The following is a 19,776-nucleotide window of genomic DNA, read 5'->3' as shown; positions in this document are numbered from 1 at the left end:
GGCATCACACTGTTTCAGGGGTCATGTCTGGACTGTCCGTCGGGCTGTCCCTGTCTCTTAAAGTTTAGTTGCAAAAAACTGACCAATCGGTTCAGTCCCATCATTTATAATGCCGTCGCTTAATTGGCAAGTTTATTGCTGACTGACTAAATATTGATTGATTGGTCAGTTTCTTTTGGGCCAAAAGAGAAGCAGGAATACCGCGGGGTTCTTTATGAGCGCGACACAGCGCCTGAAACTGGAAAACATCGTCAAGGAATATCCGGGCTGCCGGGCGAACGATGGTATAGACCTGATTGTGGAAGCGGGTGAGATACATGCCTTGCTGGGCGAGAACGGCGCCGGCAAGAGTACGCTGATGAAAGTCATCTACGGCCTTGTCCAGCCGGACGAAGGGCAAATGTTCTGGAACGGCAAGCCGGTGCAGGTTGCCAACCCGGCGGAAGCCCGGGGCATGGGCATCGGCATGGTGTTCCAGCACTTCTCCCTGTTTGAAACCCTGACGGTGGCGGAAAACATAGCCCTTGGGTTACCCGCATACGAAGCACGGGACCGGGCGAAACTGGAAGAGCGAATCCGTGAGGTCTCCGCACACTACGGCATGGCACTGGACCCCCGGCGTTACGTGAGCACCCTGTCGGTCGGGGAGCGTCAGCGGGTTGAGATTGTTCGCTGCCTGATCCAGGAAAGTACGCTCCTGATCCTGGATGAGCCCACGTCCGTTCTGACGCCGCAGGAAGTGACCACGCTCTTTGCCACGCTGAGGAAGTTGTCTGCCGAGGGCTGCAGCATCCTGTTCATCAGCCACAAGCTTGAAGAGGTTCGGGCCCTGTGTGACAACGCTACGGTTCTGAGGCACGGGCGGGTCAGTGGCGACTGCCGTCCGGCCGAAATCTCAGCCACCGACATAGCCCGGTTGATGGTGGGGGAGGACACCCCCATTTCGACCCGGGTCACCAGCGCCCAGCCGGGCGAGCTGCTGCTGGAGGCGAAAAACCTGAGCTGGCGGTGCGATGATCCTTTTGGCACCAGTCTGAACAAGGTGAGCTTCAATTTACGCCGGGGTGAGATCGTCGGTATTGCCGGCGTGGCAGGAAATGGACAGGACGAGTTGCTCAAAGCGCTGTCCGGCGAGGTGCGGGTGGATGCCGGCAGCCTGGAGTTTGATGGCCGGCGCATTGAAACGCTGACCCCGGATCAGCGCCGGGGCAGTGGTGTTGCTATTGTGCCGGAAGAGCGCCTCGGTCGTGGCGCGGTACCGGGCATGACGCTGGCGGATAACGCCTTGCTGACGGCGTCCGGACAGGGCCTTGTCCAGAAAGGCATGATCCGGTTCGGTCGGGTCCGGGAATTCTGCCGGAACGTGATTGAGCGTTTTGATGTCCGCTGCAATGGCGAAACCAGCACCGCCGGCAGCCTGTCCGGCGGCAACCTCCAGAAATACATCATTGGTCGCGAAGCGCTGCAGAATCCCAAGCTGCTGGTGGCCTCCCACCCGACCTGGGGCGTGGATGTCGGCTCGGCCGTGGCCATTCATGAAGCGCTGATTCGCCTGCGGGATGAAGGTGCGGCGATTCTGCTGATCTCCGAGGATCTGGACGAGCTGTATCAGCTCTGCAATCGTATGGGCGCCCTGTGTGGCGGCCGGCTATCGCCCCTTGCCGAGGCGTCGGATTTGAGTATCGAGCAGCTGGGGCAATGGATGGCGGGTGAGTTCGGATCCGAGGAGGCCAGCCATGTTGCAGCTTGAGCGTCGTCCCGTTGATTCCACACTGATGCGCTGGGCCTCGCCCGTGCTGGCGTTGGTGCTGACCGTGATTACCGGCTTCGTCCTGTTCCTGGCCATGGGCAGGGACCCGGTCGAAGGTCTGCGTTTCTTCTTCATTACCCCCATCAGCGATGTGATCGGGCTGGCGGAACTTGGCCTCAAGATGGCACCGCTTCTTCTGTGCGCGGCCGGTCTGACTGTCTGTTACCGGGCAAGGCTCTGGAACATCGGTGCGGAAGGGCACTTCCTTATGGGAGCGCTGGGGGCCAGTGTGGTCGCCGTGCAGTTCCTGGAGGCCGATGGTTTCTGGGTCCTGCCTCTGGTTCTGCTGGCGGGGGTGCTGGCTGGCGTCCTGTGGGCGGCCATTGCCGCCGGTCTCAAGACCCATCTGCACTGCAATGAAATCCTGACCACCATCATGCTCAACTACATTGCCCTGAACTTCCTGCTGTATGCGGTGCATGGTCCGCTGAAAGACCCTTACGGCTTTGGCTTCCCCCAGTCCGTGATGTTCGGTGATTCCTCGCTCCTGCCGGCTCTGATACCGGGGACCCGGCTGCACATCGGTCTGGCGTTTGGCTTGCTGGCTGCGGTGGCGGTCTGGGTGATGTTCGCCCGCAGTTTTGTTGGTTTCCAGCTCAACGTCATCGGGCAGGATCACCGTGCTGCGGATTTTGCCGGCTTCAGTGCCCGGCGGCTGACCTGGCTTGCCTTCCTGGTCGGTGGTGCCACAGCCGGTCTGGCCGGCGCCTCGGAAGTAACCGGGCCCATCGGTCAGCTGGTTCCGCAGGTCTCTCCGGGTTATGGCTATACCGCGATCATTGTCGTGTTCCTCGGGCGCATGCACGCCCTCGGCATCATCGCAGCCAGTGCGCTGCTGGCACTGACCTTCCTGGGTGGCGAAATGCTGCAAATCGCCATGAACATGCCCAAGGCGGTGACCGGCCTGTTCCAGGGACTGCTGCTGTTCTATCTGCTCACCTGTGACGCGCTGATCCATTACCGGATTCGCTTCCGGCACCGCGCCCGTGAGTCGAAAGTGATGACACCGTCTACTGCAGCCGGGGAGGCCTGAGATGGAAATGTTGACCAATATCCTCGCTGCCACCGTGGTCGCGGGTACCCCCCTGCTGCTGGTTGCGCTGGGTGAATTGATTTGTGAGCGCTCGGGGATTCTGAACCTGGGCCAGGAAGGCATGATGCTGATGGGAGCGGTGGCAGGCTTTATTGCCGCGTTGAGCTCCGGTAGCTTGCTGGTTGGCCTGATTGCGGCCATTGCCACCGGTGTGGCCATGTCACTTTTCTTTGGCTTCATGGCGATAACCCTGGCGGCTAACCAGTATGCAGCTGGCCTGGCCCTGACCATTTTCGGCACGGGCCTGAGTGCCTTCGTAGGTTCTGGCTTTGTGGGCAACTCCATTGAAGGGTTTACCCGTGTCGCCTTGCCCGTGCTCAGTGATATTCCGGTGATTGGCCGGGTTCTGTTTGATCAGGATCCGCTGGTTTACGTGTCTTTCATTGCCTGTGCGGGTGTTGCGTTCTTTATCAGTCGGACACGAGGCGGGCTGATTCTCCGGGCCGTGGGTGAAGATCCCGACGCGGCCAATGCAAACGGACTCAAGGTGCAGGCCGTACGTTACATGGCGGTGGCGTTTGGCGGTGGTATGGCTGGTCTGGCCGGCGCCTACCTGTCACTGGCTTACACCCCGATGTGGACCGAGAACATGACGGCTGGCCGGGGCTGGATCGCCCTCGCGCTGGTGGTCTTTGCCACCTGGCGTCCGGGCCGCCTGCTGCTGGGCGCCTATCTGTTTGGCGCCGCCAGTATCCTGCATCTGGTGCTGCAGGGGCTGGGCTGGAACAGCCCCACCGAACTGCTGGCGATGCTGCCTTATGTGGTCACGATTCTGATGCTGGTTCTGTTGTCCTGGGACCCGGCGCGTACCCGGTTGAACACCCCTCTTTCGCTTGGCCAGCCCTACCGGCCAAGCCACTGACAATAAGAAAGTGCGAGCCCAACAACGACTCCAACAGACAGTAATTACCAAGGAATTTCCATGACTGCATTTCGTAAGACACTCATTGCCGGTTGCGTCGCGGCTGCTGTTGCACCTTCTGCTTACGCCGAGAAGTATTTTGGCGGGTCCAGTATTAGTCTTCTGCACAGTGACCAGTACCAGGGCGTCGAGTTCGATCCTGCCGGTAACGGTGGCAAAGAAGTCGAAGCGACCGTGTTCACCTTTGAAAATGCCACCGCCCACAACTGGGGTGGCACCTTCTTCTTCATCGACCGCACTCAGGGTCAGGGTGACATTGCGGACGAAGACGAAACCTACGGCGAATTCGCGCCGACGCTGAGCGGCAGCTGGCTGACCGGCGCCGACCTCAGTGCCGGAGCGGTGAAGGATGTGTTCCTGGGTGCTCAGTACGAGTTCGGCGGCAGTACAGAGGTAGACAACTACATGGCAGGCGTCGGTCTGGCATGGGACCTGCCGGGCTTCCTGTTCTTCACCACCGGCTTCTATTACGTTGATAACGAGCAGATCAGCGATGACCTCCAGCTGACCGTCGCCTGGGCTGCGCCCTTCGCAGTAGGCCCGGCCAGGTTCCTGGTGGATGGCTACATCGACTGGTCTACCGCCGAAGATGACCACGAATCCGAGTTCCAGTTCGTGCCGCAGGTCAAGCTGGACGTGAGCAACTTCTGGGGCGCGCCGGGCGTGCTCTATGCGGGCATTGAGTATCAGTACTGGAACAACAAGTATGGTCTGGGTGATGAGCTGATCGACACCCAGAGTTCCATCAGTGCGCTGGCTCAGTTCCACTTCTGATCTGGCCAGGGAATCCGGCCGGTTTCATCAGCCGGATTCCCGACGACATGGACGACGGGTGAGAATGTCATGACCGATCATTCAGTTGCCGATGCAGGCCTCGACACCCCCGATGATATGGGGGGTAACGGACGCAAGTACCGACCGGGCAGAATCCGCGAGCGGAATCGGGAAAAGATTCTGCAGGCAGCCGAACAGGAGTTCGCCCTCCACGGATACAGGGGGGCGACGATCCAGAGCATCGCGGAAAGGGCAGTCCTGCCCAAATCCAACGTCCTGTACTATTTCAGTAACAAGGACCGGATATACAGCGCGATGCTTGATGACATTCTGGGGCGCTGGAACCAGGTGTTTTCCGATATTCGCCCCGAGGACGATCCGGCCAGGGCACTGGCCAGCTTCATCCGCGCCAAGGTAGAAATGTCCCGGCAATTTCCGTTGGCATCGCGTCTGTTCGCCACCGAAATCATTCAGGGCGCACCGTTTCTGATGGATCACCTGCGAACGGATCTGCGGGAGTGGGTCCGGGGCAGGGCGGCCGTTATCCAGCAGTGGATCGACGAGGGCAGAATGGCGCCGGTGGATCCGGTACAGCTGATTTTCCTGATCTGGTCATCCACCCAACATTACGCCGACTTCCAGGTGCAGATCCTGATGGTGGAGAACAAGGCAGAATATGAGCAACGGGATTTTGATCACGCTGCCGAGTTCCTCATTGACGTCATCCTGCGTGGCTGCGGCCTTGAGAAACCAGCATGAATGAACAGCACCCCTATCCGCGGGATATGCGGGGCTACGGCGGCCAGCCGCCCCATGCCCGGTGGCCGGGTAAGGCCCGGATCGCCGTCCAGTTTGTCCTGAATTACGAAGAGGGCGGCGAGAACTGTGTGCTGCACGGTGACGAGCACTCGGAAACCTTCCTGTCCGAGATCATTGGTGCCGAGGCTTACCGGGACCGGCACATGAGCATGGAGTCGATGTACGAATACGGCTCTCGTGCCGGCGTCTGGCGGATTTTGCGGGAGTTTCGCCGGCGTGGACTGCCGCTGACCGTGTTCGGTGTCACCATGGCCATGGCCCGTAATCCCGACGTCGTCAAGGCGTTCATGGACGATGGCCACGAGATTGCCTGTCATGGGTTACGCTGGATCCACTATCAGGACATGAGCGAGTCCGGCGAGCGTCGATACCTGCAGGAGGCTATTGAACAGCATACCCGTTTGACCGGTGAGCCTCCCCTGGGCTGGTACACCGGGCGAGACAGTCCCAATACCCGCAGGCTGGTGGTCGAGCAGGGCGGATTCGAATACGACAGCGACTACTACGGCGACGATCTGCCCTTCTGGACGACGGTAGAAACGTCAGAGGGGGCAGTAGAACCGCATCTTGTCGTGCCCTATACCCTGGATGCCAACGACATGCGCTTCGCCTCGCCCCAGGGCTTCAATTCCGGAGAGCAGTTCTTCCAGTACCTCCGGGACAGCTTCGACGTCCTTTACGAAGAGGGGGCCGAGAGCCCGAAAATGATGTCGGTCGGGCTGCACTGTCGGCTTGTGGGTCGCCCCGGCCGATTCCGGGCACTGCAACGTTTCCTTGATTACATCCAGTCCCACGAACAGGTCTGGGTGTGTCGCAGGATTGATATCGCCCGCCACTGGAAAAAGGTACACCCTTACCAGCCTGACTGACCCGGGAGACAAAGAATGAGTGATTTTGTGGTGGCTCCTGCCGTTGAAGGCCCCGACTTTACCCGCCAGGGCCTGAACCTGGCCGACGCCAGCCTTGGTGCTGAGGTGCTCTGGGTGACCGACGAGTTCTTTGCGCCTCGGGAGCGCATGCTGAACCCCGGTCAGCCGGTGTTCTACCCGGACAAATATGACGATCACGGCAAGTGGATGGATGGCTGGGAAACCCGCCGCCGTCGCACCACGGGGCACGACTGGTGCGTAATACGCCTGGCACTGCCCGGCATCCTGAGGGGCGTGGATTTCGATACCAGCTTCTTTACCGGTAACTTTCCCCCGGCGGCGGCCCTGGAGGGCTGCTATTGCCCGGATGGCGACCCCGATGAACACGCTGACTGGCAGACACTGGTGCCAGCGACCGAGTTGAACGGTAACGATCACCGGTTTTGCGAGATTCGCTTCGATCAGCCCTGCACCCACGTGCGCCTGCATCTCTACCCCGACGGTGGCATGGCGCGCCTGCGAGTGTATGGCAAAGCCTTCTGTGACTGGTCCGGGCTGGCGGTCAGTGAGACTCTGAACCTGCTGGCGCTGGAGCACGGGGCCGACCAGGTGGCGTGGAGCGATGCCCATTACGGCGAGCCCCGAAAACTCCTGCGGCCTGGCCGTGGCGTGAACATGGGGGATGGCTGGGAAACCCGTCGCCGGCGGGAGCCGGGCAACGACTGGTGCATTCTGGCCCTGGGCCATAAAGGCATTGCCCAGCGGATAGAAGTGGACACCGCCCATTTCAAAGGCAACTATCCGGCCGCCTGCAGCATCCAGGCCGCCTGTGTGGAGGCGGGAACCCCGCAGTCCATAAAAACCCAGAGCATGTTCTGGCATACCCTGATGGAAGAGCAGCCGCTGACTGCGGATAGCGTTCATGAGTTCCTGTCCTTGAACGATCTGGGGCCTATTACCCACATCCGCTTTAACATCATTCCGGATGGCGGTGTCAGCCGTGTTCGTTTGTTCGGGAAGCCGGTGCCATGAGCCAGCCCAGAGAGTTGAGGGTTCAGCCACTGACTGCGAGTGCCTTTGCACCCTTTGGTCAGGTTATTGAGGCAGATGCCGCCAGCGCGTTTCCCATCAACCAGGGTCGCACCGAGCGCTTCCATGCTCTGGCGCAGGTTGAAGCATTGGGGGAGGGGGCTCAGGGAATCCTGTCCATCTTTCGCGGCCAGCCGCTGAACCCCCTCGTCATTACCATGATGGAGCGGCATCCACAGGGCAGTCAGGCTTTCGTACCCCTCAGAGGGCAGCCGTTTCTTGCGGTTGTTGCTCCGCCGGGAGATTTGGATGAATCCAGAGTTAAGGCGTTCCTGGTTCAAGGCCATCAAGGTGTGAATTACCTGGCTGGCACCTGGCACGCCCCCTTGCTGCCTCTGCAACCGGACTCGGAGTACCTGGTGGTGGATCGCCAGGGGCCGGGAAACAATTGCGATGAGCATGTTCTTTCCCAGCCCATCGTTCCGGTCTTTCCGGACGGGGCATGAGCCCGGTCAGTATCAGGAGAAACTATGTCTAGCTTTGCCATTCGCCACGCGGCTGTGTTCACGGTGGATCCGGAAAACCGGGTCATTCCGGATGGCACCGTGGTTGTCGAAAACGGTGTCATCACCCAGATCGGCGATGATCGGGAGGTCACCATCCCGGCCGACTCCGAGGTTGTGGATGGACGCGGCCATGCCCTGATGCCGGGGTTGATTGACAGTCACTCCCACTCCAGCCTGATGCGAGGTGTCACCGAAAACATGCAGCTGATGGACTGGCTGCCGTGGTACCAGCTTGAACATCGGGCGATGACTGAGGAATTTGCCTACCACTCGGCGCGCCTGTGTTACCTGGAGGCTCTGCAGTCCGGCACCACCTGTGTGATGGACATGTTTCGCTACATGGACCGCTGCGCGGATGCGGCCGGCGAGCTGGGCTTGCGTGTTCATCTGGCCCCCTATGTGGCGGACCGCCCCGGTAAGGACTTCTTCTCAACCCGGGAGGAAAACCGCCGGCTGATCCGAAGTCACCACGACAGCCAGAGTGGCCGGGTAAAGGTATGGATGGGGCTGGAGCACCTGTTCTACTGTACCGAAGACGCTTACCGCGAGGCGGTGCAGCTCAGCAAGGAATACGGCGTGGGTATTCACACCCACGCCTGTGAGCAAAAGGAAGAAGAACAGGCGGTGACCGCAGAGTTTGGTCGCCGATCCCTGGCGGTGCTCGACAGCTACGGCATTCTTGGCGAGCGAACCTTGCTGGCCCACTGCGTCTGGCTGAATCCGGAGGAAATTACCCGGGTCGCCGACACCGGAACCAGCATTGCCCATTGCCCGGTTTCCAACGCCAAGCTGGCCAGCGGTGTGGCACCTGTGCCGGAAATGCTGGCGGCCGGCATTAATGTGGGGTTGGGTACCGATGGCCCGGTCTGCAAAAACAGCCTGAACCTGTTCGAGGAAATGAAGTTTGCGTCGCTGATCCAGAAGGCCAGCCGGCTGGACGCCATGGCCCTGCCGGCCGACCAGATTTTGCGAATGGCCACCATCAATGGCGCCAGGGCCCTGGGAATAGATAACGAAGTGGGTTCCCTTGAGGTGGGCAAGAAGGCCGACCTGCTGCTGCTAAGGCTGGACCGGCCCAACATGACGCCCTACAGCGTCAACGAGCAGGGCGGAAACGTGCTTTGGAACCTGGTGTTTGCCGCCGACAAGAGCAACGTGGCGGGTGTCTGGGTCGATGGCCGCCGCTTGATCCAGGACAGTGAGAGTACGCAGGTAAACCAGCATACTCTGATCACCGAGGCCCAGAGTCAGGGACTGGCCCTGCACCAGGCCTGCCGGGACCTGTCCCACACCCGAACTGCAATGAATTGATTAACAGAAACATCCGGAGAACCTGAATGTCTTCATTACCCATCATTTCGCTGACCGGCCTGATGAGCGACGACCTGGATCAACGCAAAGAAACGGCCGCCGAACTGGGCCGTGCCTGCCGGGAGGTCGGCTTTTTCTACGTGAAGGATCACGGTATCCCGGCGTCGGTTTCCGAGGGGGCCTTTGAACTGGCGCGGCAGCTGTTTGCCTTGCCGCAAGACCAGAAGCAGGCAATGTCCATCAAGAACTCGCCCCATAACCGGGGCTATGTGGCCATGGCGGACGAGAAGCTCAATCCGGAATCCGGTGCGGACATGAAGGAAGGCTTCAACATTGGTACCGATTTTCCGGCCGATCACCCGGATGTGCTGGCGGGAAAACCGTTCCGCGGTGTGAACTTCTGGCCGGAGATCGACGGCTGGCGTGAGCGTGCACTGGAATACTTCAACGCCTGCCTGGACATGGGGCGGGTCATCCATCGGGGCCTGAGCCTCGATCTGGGCTGCCCCGAGGACTTCTTCGAGCCTCATCTGAAAGAGCCGATCGCGACCCTGCGTATGCTCCGTTACCCCGCCAGTGCGGATCAGATCGACAGGCAGGACGGTGGCGCAGGCACCCACACCGATTATGGCAACATCACCATCCTGGCGACCGATAAAGTGGCGGGCCTGGAGGTGTCCAACCGTCAGGGTGAGTGGATTCAGGCACCCCACGTACCGGGCGCCTTTGTCTGCAACATCGGTGACTGCCTGATGCGCTGGAGCAACGACGTGTATGTATCCACCCCGCACCGGGTGCGCCCACCTGAAAGCGAGCGCTATTCCATCCCATTCTTCCTGGAAGTGGGGCCGGAATCGGTGGTGGACCCACGGGACATCGCGCCAGACGACACCCCCAAGTACGAGCCCATCGCCTTCGCTGATTATCTGGCGTCACGACTGAACGCCACTTACGATCACCGGGCCGACTAAGGTTCGGGCTGATTGATGTTCAGCGGCGCCTGAGGGGATGTCCTGGAACAGAACCTTTTGGCGCCGCTGGGTTGTAGTATTCACGCGCTGTTGGGGCAGCAGAGTTTGACTATTTATTGTCCGATAGGTCGCAAAGCGGACATTTAGGATGAGCAATCAACGCTACGGTTCGGCGGCGGCGCGCTGCAACCGATTGTCAGGCATCCCCATTTAGGGAAGACTATTCTTGTAAATCTTCCCGTCCTTCATGATCAGGACAAAGCTCTTGTCCGGGGTGGCCACAAGATCAAGGTTCTCCAGCGGATTGCCGTCTACCAGCAGCAGGTCCGCAAGCGCCCCTTCTTTTACCACACCCAGTTCGCCTGGATATGGATCTCGCGGCCCGCTCAGTTTGACCAGCTGGGCGTTGTCGTAGGTCGCCATCTTCAACACCTCGTGGGGCGTGTACCAGCGCTTTAGCTTGGCCAGCAGCCTGCCGTGCTTTGCGCCGAGCGCTGGGTCGAATAGCACGTCAGTGCCGAAGGCCGTCTTGACCCCGTACTTCTTCGCCAGTTTAATGACCTTGTCGGTACCGTCAGTCACTTGTATCCACTTTCTCTCATTCTCCGACCCTGGCGGGAAAGAGATCGCGTCCTCGTCGTTGAGCAGCGGCTGCATGCTGAACCAGACACCCTTCTCGGCCATCAGTTTCACAGTCTCCTCATTCATTAAGAAGCCGTGCTCGATCGACATCGCTCCCGCAGCGATAGCTTGGCGCACTCCGGCGTCCGTATTGACGTGGACTGCGACATAGGTGTTCCAGGTTTTGGCGACATCCACGGCGGCTTTCATCTCCTCGAACGTATATTCCGTCACGTCCAAGGGATCGTAATTGGATGAGACCCCGCCTCCAGCTGCAATTTTGATTTGGGTCGCTCCCATTCGTAGGTTTTCGCGCACGGCCCTTATTACATCGGGCACCCCGTCGGCGACCGCGAGCATGTGGTTTTTCTCGAGGTAGGTCTCATGCCCGGGCTCGTTGGAAGGACGATTGTCCGAGTGACCGGAAATCTGGCTGATCATTGGACCGGAGGGATAGATGCGCGGCCCCGCTATCAGGCCTTCGTCGATTGCACGCTTGACGGCGAAGGAATTCCCTCCAACATCGCGGACCGTGGTGAAGCCGCGCATCAGGTCGTCTTGTGCGGCCTGGGCAGCGACCAGCGTGAGGTAACCAATGTCGGCTGTAAGCAGCACAGGCATAGACGGAGCATTGAACATCACGTGCCAGTGCATATCCGAGAGCCCAGGCATCAGAGTTTTTCCCTTGGCATCAATCACCGTCGTCCCCGTGGGGGCCGGGATAGATTTTGTAATCCTGCTGATCCTGTTGCCCTCGACCAGCACGTCCATGCCGGTAACGAGCTTCTCATGCTGGCCGTCGAAGATATTGGCATTGGTGAATAGCACCCGACTCACCGGCTGGGCTTCCTGCGCTATGACAGGCGTGGCCAACGCCAGTATCAGGCCAGTCCAAACCAGCATTATCTGTGTGACTTTTTTCATGGGGTTAGTCCTCTAGCTTTTTTACCACCCCAGTTGCGGCGATGTCGTTGATGTTCATCGCCACCAAGAGCGAGCGCATTCGGTAATGCACGAAGCGGAACAAGTGAAGTGGAGAAGTTTCTTGATCGGCACCAGCTTAGTTAGCAATGACAAATTTGCCAGTCGCCCGTGGTGTCTTCTTGACCAAGATCAAGGCTTCTTTCGAGTGGATGTACGCAGATGTTTAGGAAATTCTGGCGGCCTAGGCGGATTTAAAGGGGGGCTTCAAATGGAGCTGCAGGAATGTCCGCTTTTGTTTAATTAGTTGGGCAAATTGAGCAAGGCGGCCAGCATATTCCTGCCCGAGCGAGCCTTTCACGCATGCGCCGGCAGGATCACCCGGAACAAAACGCCCCCATCCACGTTTTCTGCGTCAACCCGGCCCCGGTGATGCTCTGCGATCAGACGAACGATCAGCAGCCCCTGGCCCAGGTGGCCTTCCTGGGAGTCGCTTCGCACTGACACGAAGGGGCTGAAGATGTCGCCGGACAAGTCCTCGGGCAGGGACGAACCTTCGTTGAATACGCCCAGCTCGAACACCTTCCTGCCCTCGTCGGCGTTCAGGCGGATTTCAATCTGTCCCTGTGGCGGGGTGAAATCCCGGGCGTTGTCCACCAGCTTGTCCAGCATCTGGACCAGTAACTCGGGCGAGCCCTGCATATCGCAGCCGGCGGGTGGTCCCTGGTAGGTGATCTGGTGAGCGCTGTCCATGGCCTGGTAAGCCCTGGCTGTTTCGGCAATGACCTGTGCCAGGTCGAAAGGTTCGTGTTCGGCCCGGTCAAAGCTCTGTTCCAGGCGCGATGCTTCGCTCATGGATTGCAGGATATGGCTGAGCCTGCCGGTGGCCTGGCTGATCCGGTTCAGGTAGGCGCGCTGGTCCTCGGAGGGCTCGGTATGCTCGAGGTTGTCCACGGAGGTGCGCACGATGGCCACCGGTGTTTTCAGTTCGTGGGACAAGCGCCGCGAGAAGCTTTCCAGGTAGCCGGTGTAACCCTGCAACCGGTCGACCATCTGGGCGAAGTGATTCTGGAGCTGGCCGAGTTCGTCTTTGGCACTGGCGCTGGGCAGGGTTCCGCTGATCCTGCCGTCGTCATCCACGCAGGCACTGACGGCCTTTTGTAGCCGACTGATGCGCCAGGACAGCCAGCTGGCGTAACCCAGCAACACCAGGGTCAGCCCACCGATGACCAGCAGGCTGCGGGCCAGCACCGACCCCAGCGCAGAGCCTGACAGGGTTAATAGCTGGTCCAGCGACTGTTCCAGAACCAGTGTCCTGCCGCCAAATACCTCCGCCCTTGCTTGCAGCCAGAGCTGCCCGTCGCCGGTTTGGGTCAGCCCGTCGGCAGGCAGGGATTCTGGCGGGATTCGGTGGGAGTCGTCTGCCGCGGGGGATGGTTCAGGTTGGAACCGCCGGATCAGGGCCCGCAGGGCGTTCAGGCTGATCTGCTCGACAATCTGCAGCGGACCGAGCTGGTCGAACTCAGGCTGCTGTTGTTCGGTCGCTTGCTGGGCGCTGGCAGTAACCCAGCCAGCGGGCTCGAGCACCCGGATTCGTTGACCCGGATTAAGCTGCGTTGCCAGCAGTCGTTCCAATCCCCGCTCGGGTGCAACCAGAACGGGCAAGGGATCCAGGGAGGTGGACAGGCCGGGAACCGGCGTTTTCTGGTTGTCGACCACCGCAAACCCCAGCCGGGCGCCGGCATCCGGCCTTGGCATCTGGATTTCCAGTTGCCAGCCGGCCGGTACGGGCTGCCAGCTTCCGGCGACAAAGTAATCGGTCTGGTCGTATTTGCGACCGGTCAGGGCGGTGAATTTTCCGGGTGCACTGATCCGTATCAGCCAGCTTCGGCGGGATCTGTCGCCATCCACGGTGGTGGTCGGTTCCTGAGCCCAGAGCATCAGGCCATTATGGGGGGCGTTGGGGTTACCGGGATCGAACAGCCGGGGTTGGCGGTTGGTGATTCCTATGATCAGGTACAGGTCACGGCCGTTGGCGGCCGCCTGCCAGCGAAGTCCCGGGGCCTGTGGATCGGGCTGGTCCGTGGTTGTTTGCCAGGGCTGATCGGTCTCTCCCTCTTCATAGCCCGGCCAGTCGTCGGCGTAGCCATCGGGATTCAGTGAGCGTTGCACGGGAGAGACATAGAGAGCCGGCTGGTCGGTGGTCACCGGTGCTTGCCCGATCAGTGCGTCCCCGCTCAGGCTGGCCAGCCGACCGGCCTGAATGTGTAACTGCTCCCGGGCCTGCTCCCGAAGGGCCTGGTCCAGCTCCAGGACAAACTGAATCCCTGCCCACGGAATCAGCAGCATCAGCAGGCTGGTGACCAGCAGCTGGCGCTTGAGGTTCAAGACTCAGGCCTCATGGGCGTTCCACCGGTAACCCATGCCATACGCCGTTTGAATGCCATCGAACGCGGCATCGGCCTGGATGAATTTCTTGCGGATGCGTTTGATATGGGAGGTGACGGTGTTGTCGTCCAGCACGGTGTTGGCGGCATCCATCAGCTGGTCGCGGCTGCGCACATGGCCGGGGTGCTGGACCAGCGAATGCAGCATCCAGAATTCGGTGACGGTAAGGTCTATGGGCTGGTTGTCCCAGTCGACGGTCATCCGGTCGACATTCAGTGACAGGCGGCCCCGCTGAATCACTTCTTCGGTTTTCTGGAGCGCTTCGGCCCAGGCATCGGCCCGGCGGAGCAGGGCGGTGACTCTGGCCAGCAGGTGCTCCATGCTCATGTCCTTGGTGACGTAGTCGTCGGCCCCCAGCCGAAGGCCGTGCACCGAGTCGATGTCGCTGTCCCGGGCAGTCAGGAAAATGATCGGCACGGTTTGGGACAGGCCCCGGAGTTCCTGGCACAGGCTGAAGCCACCCTCAGGCTCGTCGCCCAGGCCCACATCAATGATGGCCAGATCCGGCAGTTCCTGGCGTAACACCTGCCAGGCAGCGGGCCGGTCGCCATGGGCAGACACCCGGTACCCCCGGCGCTCCAGCGCCACCCGGTAGTTGTCCCGGATGGCCGGTTCATCTTCCACCAGAACAATGTGTTTTTTCATGGCCTTAACACTCCCTAACTACCCAGGTTCCTATTTAAACACGGCGGACGCTGAGCACAAGAATCGGGTTGGCATTGCCACAATTGATCACGATTGGCCCCGGGAATGCCCGCTTTGGTCATGGTCGTGACCTTTGCGGCTGATGAGATGGCAGTACATCCATTCATCAGTGCAGAAAAAGGAAACGGTCATGATGGCATCGGAACGGCTTACACGTTCTTCGGCGGCTGTGCCGGGTTCCCGGGGCATGCTGCGACGCATCGCCGAGGGGCTCGGTCTCTGGTTGGCGTTTTCTCTCATGTTGTTCGTTCACCCGCTCTATGCGGAAGCCAGCCAGGCACCGATGACGAGCGGAGGCGAGCTGTACTTTGTTGACCAGAAAGGCCAGTGGCAGGCGCCAGCGCTGACCCTGGACAGCGACTTCGATATTCAGGTCAGCGGGCTGATGGCGTCCACACGGCTGACTCGCCGTTTTCTCAATACCAGCGATGACTGGCAGGAAGGGGTATTTGTGTTTCCCTTGCCGGAAAACGCCAGCGTCCACGGCCTGACCATGACGGTCGCTGAGCGAACCATCGAGGGCGACATCCAGCCCAAAGCCCAGGCCCGGCAACGTTATGAAACAGCCAAAGCAGCAGGCCAGCAGGCCGCCAACCTGGAGCAGCAGCGGCCCAATCTGTTTACCGCGCGGGTCGCCAATATTCCCCCGGGTGAAGGCATCACCGTAGAGTTGCGCTACCAGCAGCAAGTCGACTACCAGGCCGGTGTTTTCGAACTTCGTGTACCGACCACACTGACGCCTCGCTACATGCCCGGGCAGCCGGTCATGGCGACGTTGCCGGAGGGTGGTTGGGCGCCCGCCACCACCCAGGTGCCGGATGCTCATGGCATCAGTCCGTTTACCGTTCGCACCAGCGACGTCGCCCCGGACAGCCACCGGGCCTCGCTGGTACTGCGTATCAATGCCGGGATGCCACTGGCCTCGGTAGACAGCCCGACACACCGGCTGAGCACCCGGACGGATGGTTCGCGGGTGGAGGTCCGGCCGGAGCAGGAGGCGATTGTGATGGATCGGGACCTGGTGGTGCGCTGGCAGGCCATGGCGGGCCAGGAACCAAAGGTGGCTGTTTTCCACCAGCGCTGGCTGGACGAGGATTTTCTGATGGCGATGGTGGTGCCCGGTGCATCGCAGTCGGCCCGCCTGCCCCGGGACCTGGTGTTCGTGATCGATACTTCCGGCTCCATGGCGGGCGCGCCTTTACGTCAGGCCAAGGCGGCCATGCAGTGGGGCCTGTCCACGTTGAGCCCGGATGATCGGTTTAATGTCATTCACTTCAACAACCAGGCCCATTCGCTCTTCATGCAACCACAGGCGGCCACCGGACAGAACCTGGCCCGGGCACGGCGTTACGTGGATGGCCTGTACGCTGACGGCGGTACGGAAATGGCGTCGGCGTTGCGTATGGCGCTGCAGGGCTCAGGTGGGTCCGTGGACGAACCGGGCGAGCGGGTTCGTCAGGTGGTTTTCGTGACCGACGGTGCGGTGGGCAACGAGGCGGCGTTGTTTGCCCAGATCCGCCGGTCCCTGGGTGATCAGCGTCTGTTTACCGTGGGTATTGGCTCCGCGCCCAACATGCACTTCATGCGCGAGGCGGCCCGCTGGGGGCGTGGACAATACACCGCCATTGCAGACCCGACCGATGTGAGCAAGCCACTGCAGAGGCTGTTTGCCGCCATGGAAGCCCCGGTGCTGACGGATCTGCAGGTACGATGGCCCTCGCAGGCTTCGTCTGTTGAGAGCTTTCCTGATCGCCCGGGGGACCTGTACCTCGGGGAGCCCCTCGTGCAGGTGATCCGGGGCCAGGCCCCGGCGGGTGAAATGAGGATCTCTGGCCGCGTGCCCGGAGGTCGACAGTGGGAGCAGGTAATTGATTTGCAGCAGGCCAGCAGATCGGACGGCATTCAGCGACTGTGGGCCAGGGAGAAAATCGGGTACCTGCTCGATAGCGCGCATCTGGCGGGTGTGGAACCGGAAAGAGAGCGCATCACCCGGGCCTCAATGGACCATGGTGTGCTGTCGCCCTACACCGCCTTCGTTGCCGTCGACCGGCAGCCGGTGCGCCCCTCCGGCGCGACGCTCTCCACCGACCCTGTGCCGACCCTGTTGCCAGCCGGCACACAGCCGGGGATGTTGCGTTACCCCCAGACCGCTACGGGCTGGCCCCTGTTTACCTTGCTGGGGCTGATCGGTGGAACGCTGGCGCTGGTGTTCGCCTGGTTACGGGGGAGGGCAGAGCAATGAAGCGGGTGTGGCTGACACTGTTTGTTCTGTCATCGGGATTACTGATGGCGGGGCTCTGGGTGCCTCTGAAGGCGCTTGTGGCTCAGGAACTGCTCACCATGGCCTGGGCAGAAAGCCAGGCGAGACAAACCGATGTGCGCCCCTGGCCCTGGGCGGATACCTGGCCGGTGGCACGGTTGATCCTGCCGGAGCAGGCGCAGTCCATGATTGTGCTGTCTGGCAGTGATGGCGAGAGTCTGGCGTTTGGGCCGGGTTGGTTCTACGGTTATCAGAACGGCTCCGGGCCGGTGGTGATCGCTGGCCATCGGGACACGCATTTCAAATCACTGCAGCAACTGGAACCCGGGCACCTTGTGCAGCTGCAGAGCCGTGACGGGCGCTGGCGGTATTACCGGGTGATTTCGAGTCGGGTGATCGACAGTCGAAAACATCGTTTGAATACCGGACAGCTTGCCCGCAACAGCCTGACTCTGGTGACCTGTTACCCGTTTGACGGGATGACCGCCGGTGGCCCTCTGCGATACGTGGTGGAGGCCCGCGCACCCCATCACGAGGAGACCACTGGCACGGATTCGCCCCCGAGTAATCTGTTACCAATTGATACTGTTGCCGGGCTCTAGCTATGGCGTACACTTGTGCACCAAAATTTTTGTAAGAGCGGTTTGAATGGGTATTATTCGAAAATTACTGGCGTGGTTAAGTGTCCCGATTATCTGTTTTTTTGCGCTGATTCCATACCTTGCCCGGCCGTTCAATCCAGATAATAACCGTTTGCTGGGGCGCACGGTCGCGCGCTTCGGCCGCTGGATTCTGGGCATGGAACGCCCGCTTCAAGGCATGGAAAACATGCCAACCGATCGCCCGACGGTGGTCATCGCCAACCATCAGCACAACGATGACCTGTTCGTACTGGCAGACCTTCTGCCCAAACGTGGGGTGGTTGCGGGTAAATCGTCGCTGGTTTGGATACCGTTTTTCGGTCAGGTCTTCTGGCTCGGGGGCAATGTGATTCTGAACCGCTCACGTTCCCACAAGGCCGTTGCACTGATGAAAACCACCAGTGAGGCAATCGCTCGTGACCGCAAGAGCTTCTGGGTGTTCCCGGAAGGAACCCGCAGCAAGGGCCGGGGTCTGCTGCCTTTCAAGAAGGGGGCCTTCCACGCCGCCATCGCCTCGGGTGCGCCCATTACCATGATTTGCGCCGCCCACTACGAGGACAAAACCATCGGTTGGACCGGTCGAAGGGAAACCGTTCCGGTTCGCATTCTGCCGCCGATTGAGACCAGCGAGTTAAACACCAGCAACCTTCCCGAGTTGATGAATAAATGTCATCGCCTGATGGCTGAGGCCATCGCCGACCTCGACAAGAACGCCAAGCCCTGACAAACCGCTTGAAGCCCCCCGGCAAACCGGGCAGTCTTTGCCTGTCTGAACGCCTCGTTCAATGACTTTCAGGGAGAGACCCAAGATGAATCTGATTCTGTTTCTGATTATCGGTGGTGTGGCCGGCTGGTTGGCGGGCCTGATCATGAAGGGCCGGGGATTCGGTGTACTGGCCAATGTGGGTATCGGTATTGTTGGCTCGTTTATTGGCGGCTTTGTGTTTCGTTTGCTGGGACTGGCGGCGCAGGGCGCCGTTGGCGAGCTGGTGACGGCGACGGTGGGGGCCATCATCCTGCTGGCAATTGTCAATAAAATCAAAAAGGGCTGACAATGATCGTACCAATTACCGGCGTCTTCGCAGCGGTAACCGGCATCCTGTTGCTGGTGTTGTCCATGCAGGTGGTCAGGTGTCGTTTTAAATACAAGAAAGGGCTAGGCTGGACCGACGATCGTGAGTTCCAGGTGGCGGTCAGAGCTCAGGCCAACCTGGTGGAATACGCGCCCATGGCGCTGTTGATGCTGGGTATTGCGGAGATCAATGGTGTGCCCGGCGGGGTGATTTACTGGGTCGGCATGGCTTTTGTCACCAGCCGGATCCTGCACGCCTATGGCATGTTCCAGGGCCAGGGTAGAACCCACTGGGCTCGCTTCACTGGCATTATTGTCACCTGGCTCGCCATTCTGGTGGTGGCCATCCTGCTGATGTGGAATGTCTGGCAGGTGTATGGGTAAGGTATTGTTGTCAGTTGTCAAAAACGGGGCCATCTGGCCCCGTTTTTTATGGGATTAACCCTGCAGGGCCTGGGAGACGTCGTTGGTCAGGTACTCCAGTTCCACCCGGCGATTGGCAGCATGGTCGTCCGGTGTGGCCAGGGGGCGGCAGGAGCCCCAGCCTGTTTGCAGAATCTGGGATTCCTGCACGCCCGCCTGAATCAACAGCCGGGCGAGGTTACTGGCGCGCAGCCTGGATAAGAACTGGTTGTAGTCTTCCGAGCCAAAGTTATCGGAATGCCCGTGAATCCGAACCCGTACGGACGGGTTCTGCCGGAGGTACACGGCATGCTGCTCAATCATCCCAGTATCGGCGTCGCTGAGACCATGCTTGTTAAAGCCATAGTGAAATTTGGTCCGGTGGGGACGGCGTTGCGCGCCATCGGCTTTACCGGGGGTGCTGTTCGCCACCAGGTTGGCGGCCTGGGCTAACAGCGATGGGTTGTCCAGAACAAGTACGGTCATCGGAAAAATCCTCAAGTGCAACGGCCTGTTTTTGTTGTTATTCACGCTCACTATTG

The 19,776-nt window shown here is 60.3% G+C and carries 19 protein-coding genes; 15 read left to right on the top strand and 4 right to left on the bottom strand.

The annotated features are described in order from the left end of the window. The first annotated feature begins 214 nt into the window (after nt 1–214). From QVZ43_RS05705 to QVZ43_RS05660, 10 genes are all read left to right on the top strand, one after another. Nucleotides 215–1,750 carry an ABC transporter ATP-binding protein gene (locus QVZ43_RS05705; RefSeq protein ID WP_302909198.1) on the top strand — a complete coding sequence of 512 codons (1,536 nt, stop codon included), beginning with the start codon at nt 215–217 and terminating at the stop codon, nt 1,748–1,750. Then, nucleotides 1,737–2,843 carry an ABC transporter permease gene (locus tag QVZ43_RS05700; RefSeq protein ID WP_302909197.1) on the top strand — a complete coding sequence of 369 codons (1,107 nt, stop codon included), beginning with the start codon at nt 1,737–1,739 and terminating at the stop codon, nt 2,841–2,843. The genes QVZ43_RS05705 and QVZ43_RS05700 overlap by 14 nt, the downstream gene beginning before the upstream one ends. A 1-nt stretch (nt 2,844) precedes the next feature. Next, nucleotides 2,845–3,765 carry an ABC transporter permease gene (locus QVZ43_RS05695; RefSeq protein WP_302909196.1) on the top strand — a complete coding sequence of 307 codons (921 nt, stop codon included), beginning with the start codon at nt 2,845–2,847 and terminating at the stop codon, nt 3,763–3,765. A gap of 60 nt (nt 3,766–3,825) precedes the next feature. Continuing rightward, nucleotides 3,826–4,599, top strand: a complete 774-nt coding sequence (locus QVZ43_RS05690; RefSeq protein ID WP_223794850.1) for an outer membrane protein OmpK — start codon at nt 3,826–3,828, stop codon at nt 4,597–4,599. 117 nt (nt 4,600–4,716) lie between these two features. Then, complete coding sequence (locus QVZ43_RS05685; protein ID WP_302909650.1) at nt 4,717–5,358, top strand: TetR/AcrR family transcriptional regulator; 642 nt, start codon at nt 4,717–4,719, stop codon at nt 5,356–5,358. Next, nucleotides 5,355–6,287, top strand: coding sequence for an allantoinase PuuE (gene puuE / locus QVZ43_RS05680; RefSeq protein ID WP_302909195.1), 933 nt, complete (start codon nt 5,355–5,357; stop codon nt 6,285–6,287). The genes QVZ43_RS05685 and puuE overlap by 4 nt, the downstream gene beginning before the upstream one ends. A 15-nt stretch (nt 6,288–6,302) precedes the next feature. After that, nucleotides 6,303–7,319 carry an allantoicase gene (gene alc, locus QVZ43_RS05675; RefSeq protein ID WP_302909194.1) on the top strand — a complete coding sequence of 339 codons (1,017 nt, stop codon included), beginning with the start codon at nt 6,303–6,305 and terminating at the stop codon, nt 7,317–7,319. Beyond that, nucleotides 7,316–7,822, top strand: a complete 507-nt coding sequence (locus QVZ43_RS05670; RefSeq protein ID WP_302909193.1) for an ureidoglycolate lyase — start codon at nt 7,316–7,318, stop codon at nt 7,820–7,822. The genes alc and QVZ43_RS05670 overlap by 4 nt, the downstream gene beginning before the upstream one ends. A 24-nt stretch (nt 7,823–7,846) precedes the next feature. Then, nucleotides 7,847–9,193: an amidohydrolase family protein gene (locus QVZ43_RS05665; RefSeq protein ID WP_302909192.1), complete on the top strand. Its 1,347-nt coding sequence runs from the start codon at nt 7,847–7,849 to the stop codon at nt 9,191–9,193. Between the two features lie 26 nt (nt 9,194–9,219). Then, nucleotides 9,220–10,164: an isopenicillin N synthase family dioxygenase gene (locus QVZ43_RS05660; RefSeq protein WP_302909191.1), complete on the top strand. Its 945-nt coding sequence runs from the start codon at nt 9,220–9,222 to the stop codon at nt 10,162–10,164. 210 nt (nt 10,165–10,374) lie between these two features. On the opposite strand, the gene QVZ43_RS05655 is transcribed toward QVZ43_RS05660, so the two are convergent. The 3 genes from QVZ43_RS05655 to pdsR all read right to left on the bottom strand — a co-directional run bounded on the left by QVZ43_RS05655 (nt 10,375) and on the right by pdsR (nt 14,799). Then, on the bottom strand, nt 10,375–11,709 hold the full coding sequence (locus QVZ43_RS05655; protein WP_302909190.1) for a metal-dependent hydrolase family protein: 1,335 nt from the start codon (nt 11,707–11,709) through the stop codon (nt 10,375–10,377). A 354-nt stretch (nt 11,710–12,063) separates the two neighbouring features. Beyond that, on the bottom strand, nt 12,064–14,094 hold the full coding sequence (locus tag QVZ43_RS05650; protein WP_302909189.1) for an ATP-binding protein: 2,031 nt from the start codon (nt 14,092–14,094) through the stop codon (nt 12,064–12,066). Between the two features lie 3 nt (nt 14,095–14,097). Next, nucleotides 14,098–14,799: a proteobacterial dedicated sortase system response regulator gene (gene pdsR, locus QVZ43_RS05645; protein ID WP_302909188.1), complete on the bottom strand. Its 702-nt coding sequence runs from the start codon at nt 14,797–14,799 to the stop codon at nt 14,098–14,100. A gap of 190 nt (nt 14,800–14,989) precedes the next feature. On the opposite strand from pdsR, the gene QVZ43_RS05640 reads away from it, so the two are divergent. The 5 genes from QVZ43_RS05640 to QVZ43_RS05620 all read left to right on the top strand — a co-directional run bounded on the left by QVZ43_RS05640 (nt 14,990) and on the right by QVZ43_RS05620 (nt 19,216). After that, a complete protein-coding gene (locus QVZ43_RS05640) occupies nt 14,990–17,101 on the top strand; it encodes a marine proteobacterial sortase target protein (RefSeq protein ID WP_302909187.1) in 2,112 nt (703 codons plus the stop codon). Continuing rightward, on the top strand, nt 17,098–17,721 hold the full coding sequence (locus QVZ43_RS05635; protein WP_302909186.1) for a class GN sortase: 624 nt from the start codon (nt 17,098–17,100) through the stop codon (nt 17,719–17,721). The genes QVZ43_RS05640 and QVZ43_RS05635 overlap by 4 nt, the downstream gene beginning before the upstream one ends. A 46-nt stretch (nt 17,722–17,767) precedes the next feature. Continuing rightward, on the top strand, nt 17,768–18,484 hold the full coding sequence (locus QVZ43_RS05630; protein WP_223794834.1) for a 1-acylglycerol-3-phosphate O-acyltransferase: 717 nt from the start codon (nt 17,768–17,770) through the stop codon (nt 18,482–18,484). A gap of 85 nt (nt 18,485–18,569) precedes the next feature. After that, on the top strand, nt 18,570–18,812 hold the full coding sequence (locus tag QVZ43_RS05625) for a GlsB/YeaQ/YmgE family stress response membrane protein (protein WP_223794833.1): 243 nt from the start codon (nt 18,570–18,572) through the stop codon (nt 18,810–18,812). Nucleotides 18,813–18,814: 2 nt separating this feature from the next. After that, nucleotides 18,815–19,216 carry an MAPEG family protein gene (locus tag QVZ43_RS05620; RefSeq protein WP_223794832.1) on the top strand — a complete coding sequence of 134 codons (402 nt, stop codon included), beginning with the start codon at nt 18,815–18,817 and terminating at the stop codon, nt 19,214–19,216. A 54-nt stretch (nt 19,217–19,270) separates the two neighbouring features. Here the strand turns inward: QVZ43_RS05620 and QVZ43_RS05615 are convergent, their stop codons facing one another. Continuing rightward, complete coding sequence (locus QVZ43_RS05615) at nt 19,271–19,720, bottom strand: OmpA family protein (RefSeq protein WP_302909185.1); 450 nt, start codon at nt 19,718–19,720, stop codon at nt 19,271–19,273. Nucleotides 19,721–19,776: the final 56 nt, after the last annotated feature.

Origin of the sequence: Marinobacter suaedae, from assembly GCF_030519635.1 — a bacterium.
GTDB classification, from domain to species: Bacteria; Pseudomonadota; Gammaproteobacteria; order Pseudomonadales; family Oleiphilaceae; genus Marinobacter; species Marinobacter suaedae.
The sequence above is the reverse complement of the archived record's forward strand: the minus strand, read 5'-3'. Positions and strand labels throughout refer to the sequence as shown.

Bases quoted from the DNA above. Each gene is read 5' to 3' on its own strand.
- QVZ43_RS05660 (WP_302909191.1), top strand. From the start codon at position 9,220: ATGTCTTCATTACCCATCATTTCGCTGACCGGCCTGATGAGCGACGAC.
- pdsR (WP_302909188.1), bottom strand. From the start codon at position 14,799: ATGAAAAAACACATTGTTCTGGTGGAAGATGAACCGGCCATCCGGGAC.
- QVZ43_RS05655 (WP_302909190.1), bottom strand. From the start codon at position 11,709: ATGAAAAAAGTCACACAGATAATGCTGGTTTGGACTGGCCTGATACTG.
- QVZ43_RS05640 (WP_302909187.1), top strand. From the start codon at position 14,990: ATGATGGCATCGGAACGGCTTACACGTTCTTCGGCGGCTGTGCCGGGT.
- QVZ43_RS05670 (WP_302909193.1), top strand. From the start codon at position 7,316: ATGAGCCAGCCCAGAGAGTTGAGGGTTCAGCCACTGACTGCGAGTGCC.
- QVZ43_RS05620 (WP_223794832.1), top strand. From the start codon at position 18,815: ATGATCGTACCAATTACCGGCGTCTTCGCAGCGGTAACCGGCATCCTG.
- QVZ43_RS05635 (WP_302909186.1), top strand. From the start codon at position 17,098: ATGAAGCGGGTGTGGCTGACACTGTTTGTTCTGTCATCGGGATTACTG.
- puuE (WP_302909195.1), top strand. From the start codon at position 5,355: ATGAATGAACAGCACCCCTATCCGCGGGATATGCGGGGCTACGGCGGC.
- QVZ43_RS05685 (WP_302909650.1), top strand. From the start codon at position 4,717: ATGGGGGGTAACGGACGCAAGTACCGACCGGGCAGAATCCGCGAGCGG.
- QVZ43_RS05705 (WP_302909198.1), top strand. From the start codon at position 215: ATGAGCGCGACACAGCGCCTGAAACTGGAAAACATCGTCAAGGAATAT.
- QVZ43_RS05695 (WP_302909196.1), top strand. From the start codon at position 2,845: ATGGAAATGTTGACCAATATCCTCGCTGCCACCGTGGTCGCGGGTACC.
- alc (WP_302909194.1), top strand. From the start codon at position 6,303: ATGAGTGATTTTGTGGTGGCTCCTGCCGTTGAAGGCCCCGACTTTACC.
- QVZ43_RS05625 (WP_223794833.1), top strand. From the start codon at position 18,570: ATGAATCTGATTCTGTTTCTGATTATCGGTGGTGTGGCCGGCTGGTTG.
- QVZ43_RS05630 (WP_223794834.1), top strand. From the start codon at position 17,768: ATGGGTATTATTCGAAAATTACTGGCGTGGTTAAGTGTCCCGATTATC.
- QVZ43_RS05700 (WP_302909197.1), top strand. From the start codon at position 1,737: ATGTTGCAGCTTGAGCGTCGTCCCGTTGATTCCACACTGATGCGCTGG.
- QVZ43_RS05690 (WP_223794850.1), top strand. From the start codon at position 3,826: ATGACTGCATTTCGTAAGACACTCATTGCCGGTTGCGTCGCGGCTGCT.
- QVZ43_RS05665 (WP_302909192.1), top strand. From the start codon at position 7,847: ATGTCTAGCTTTGCCATTCGCCACGCGGCTGTGTTCACGGTGGATCCG.
- QVZ43_RS05615 (WP_302909185.1), bottom strand. From the start codon at position 19,720: ATGACCGTACTTGTTCTGGACAACCCATCGCTGTTAGCCCAGGCCGCC.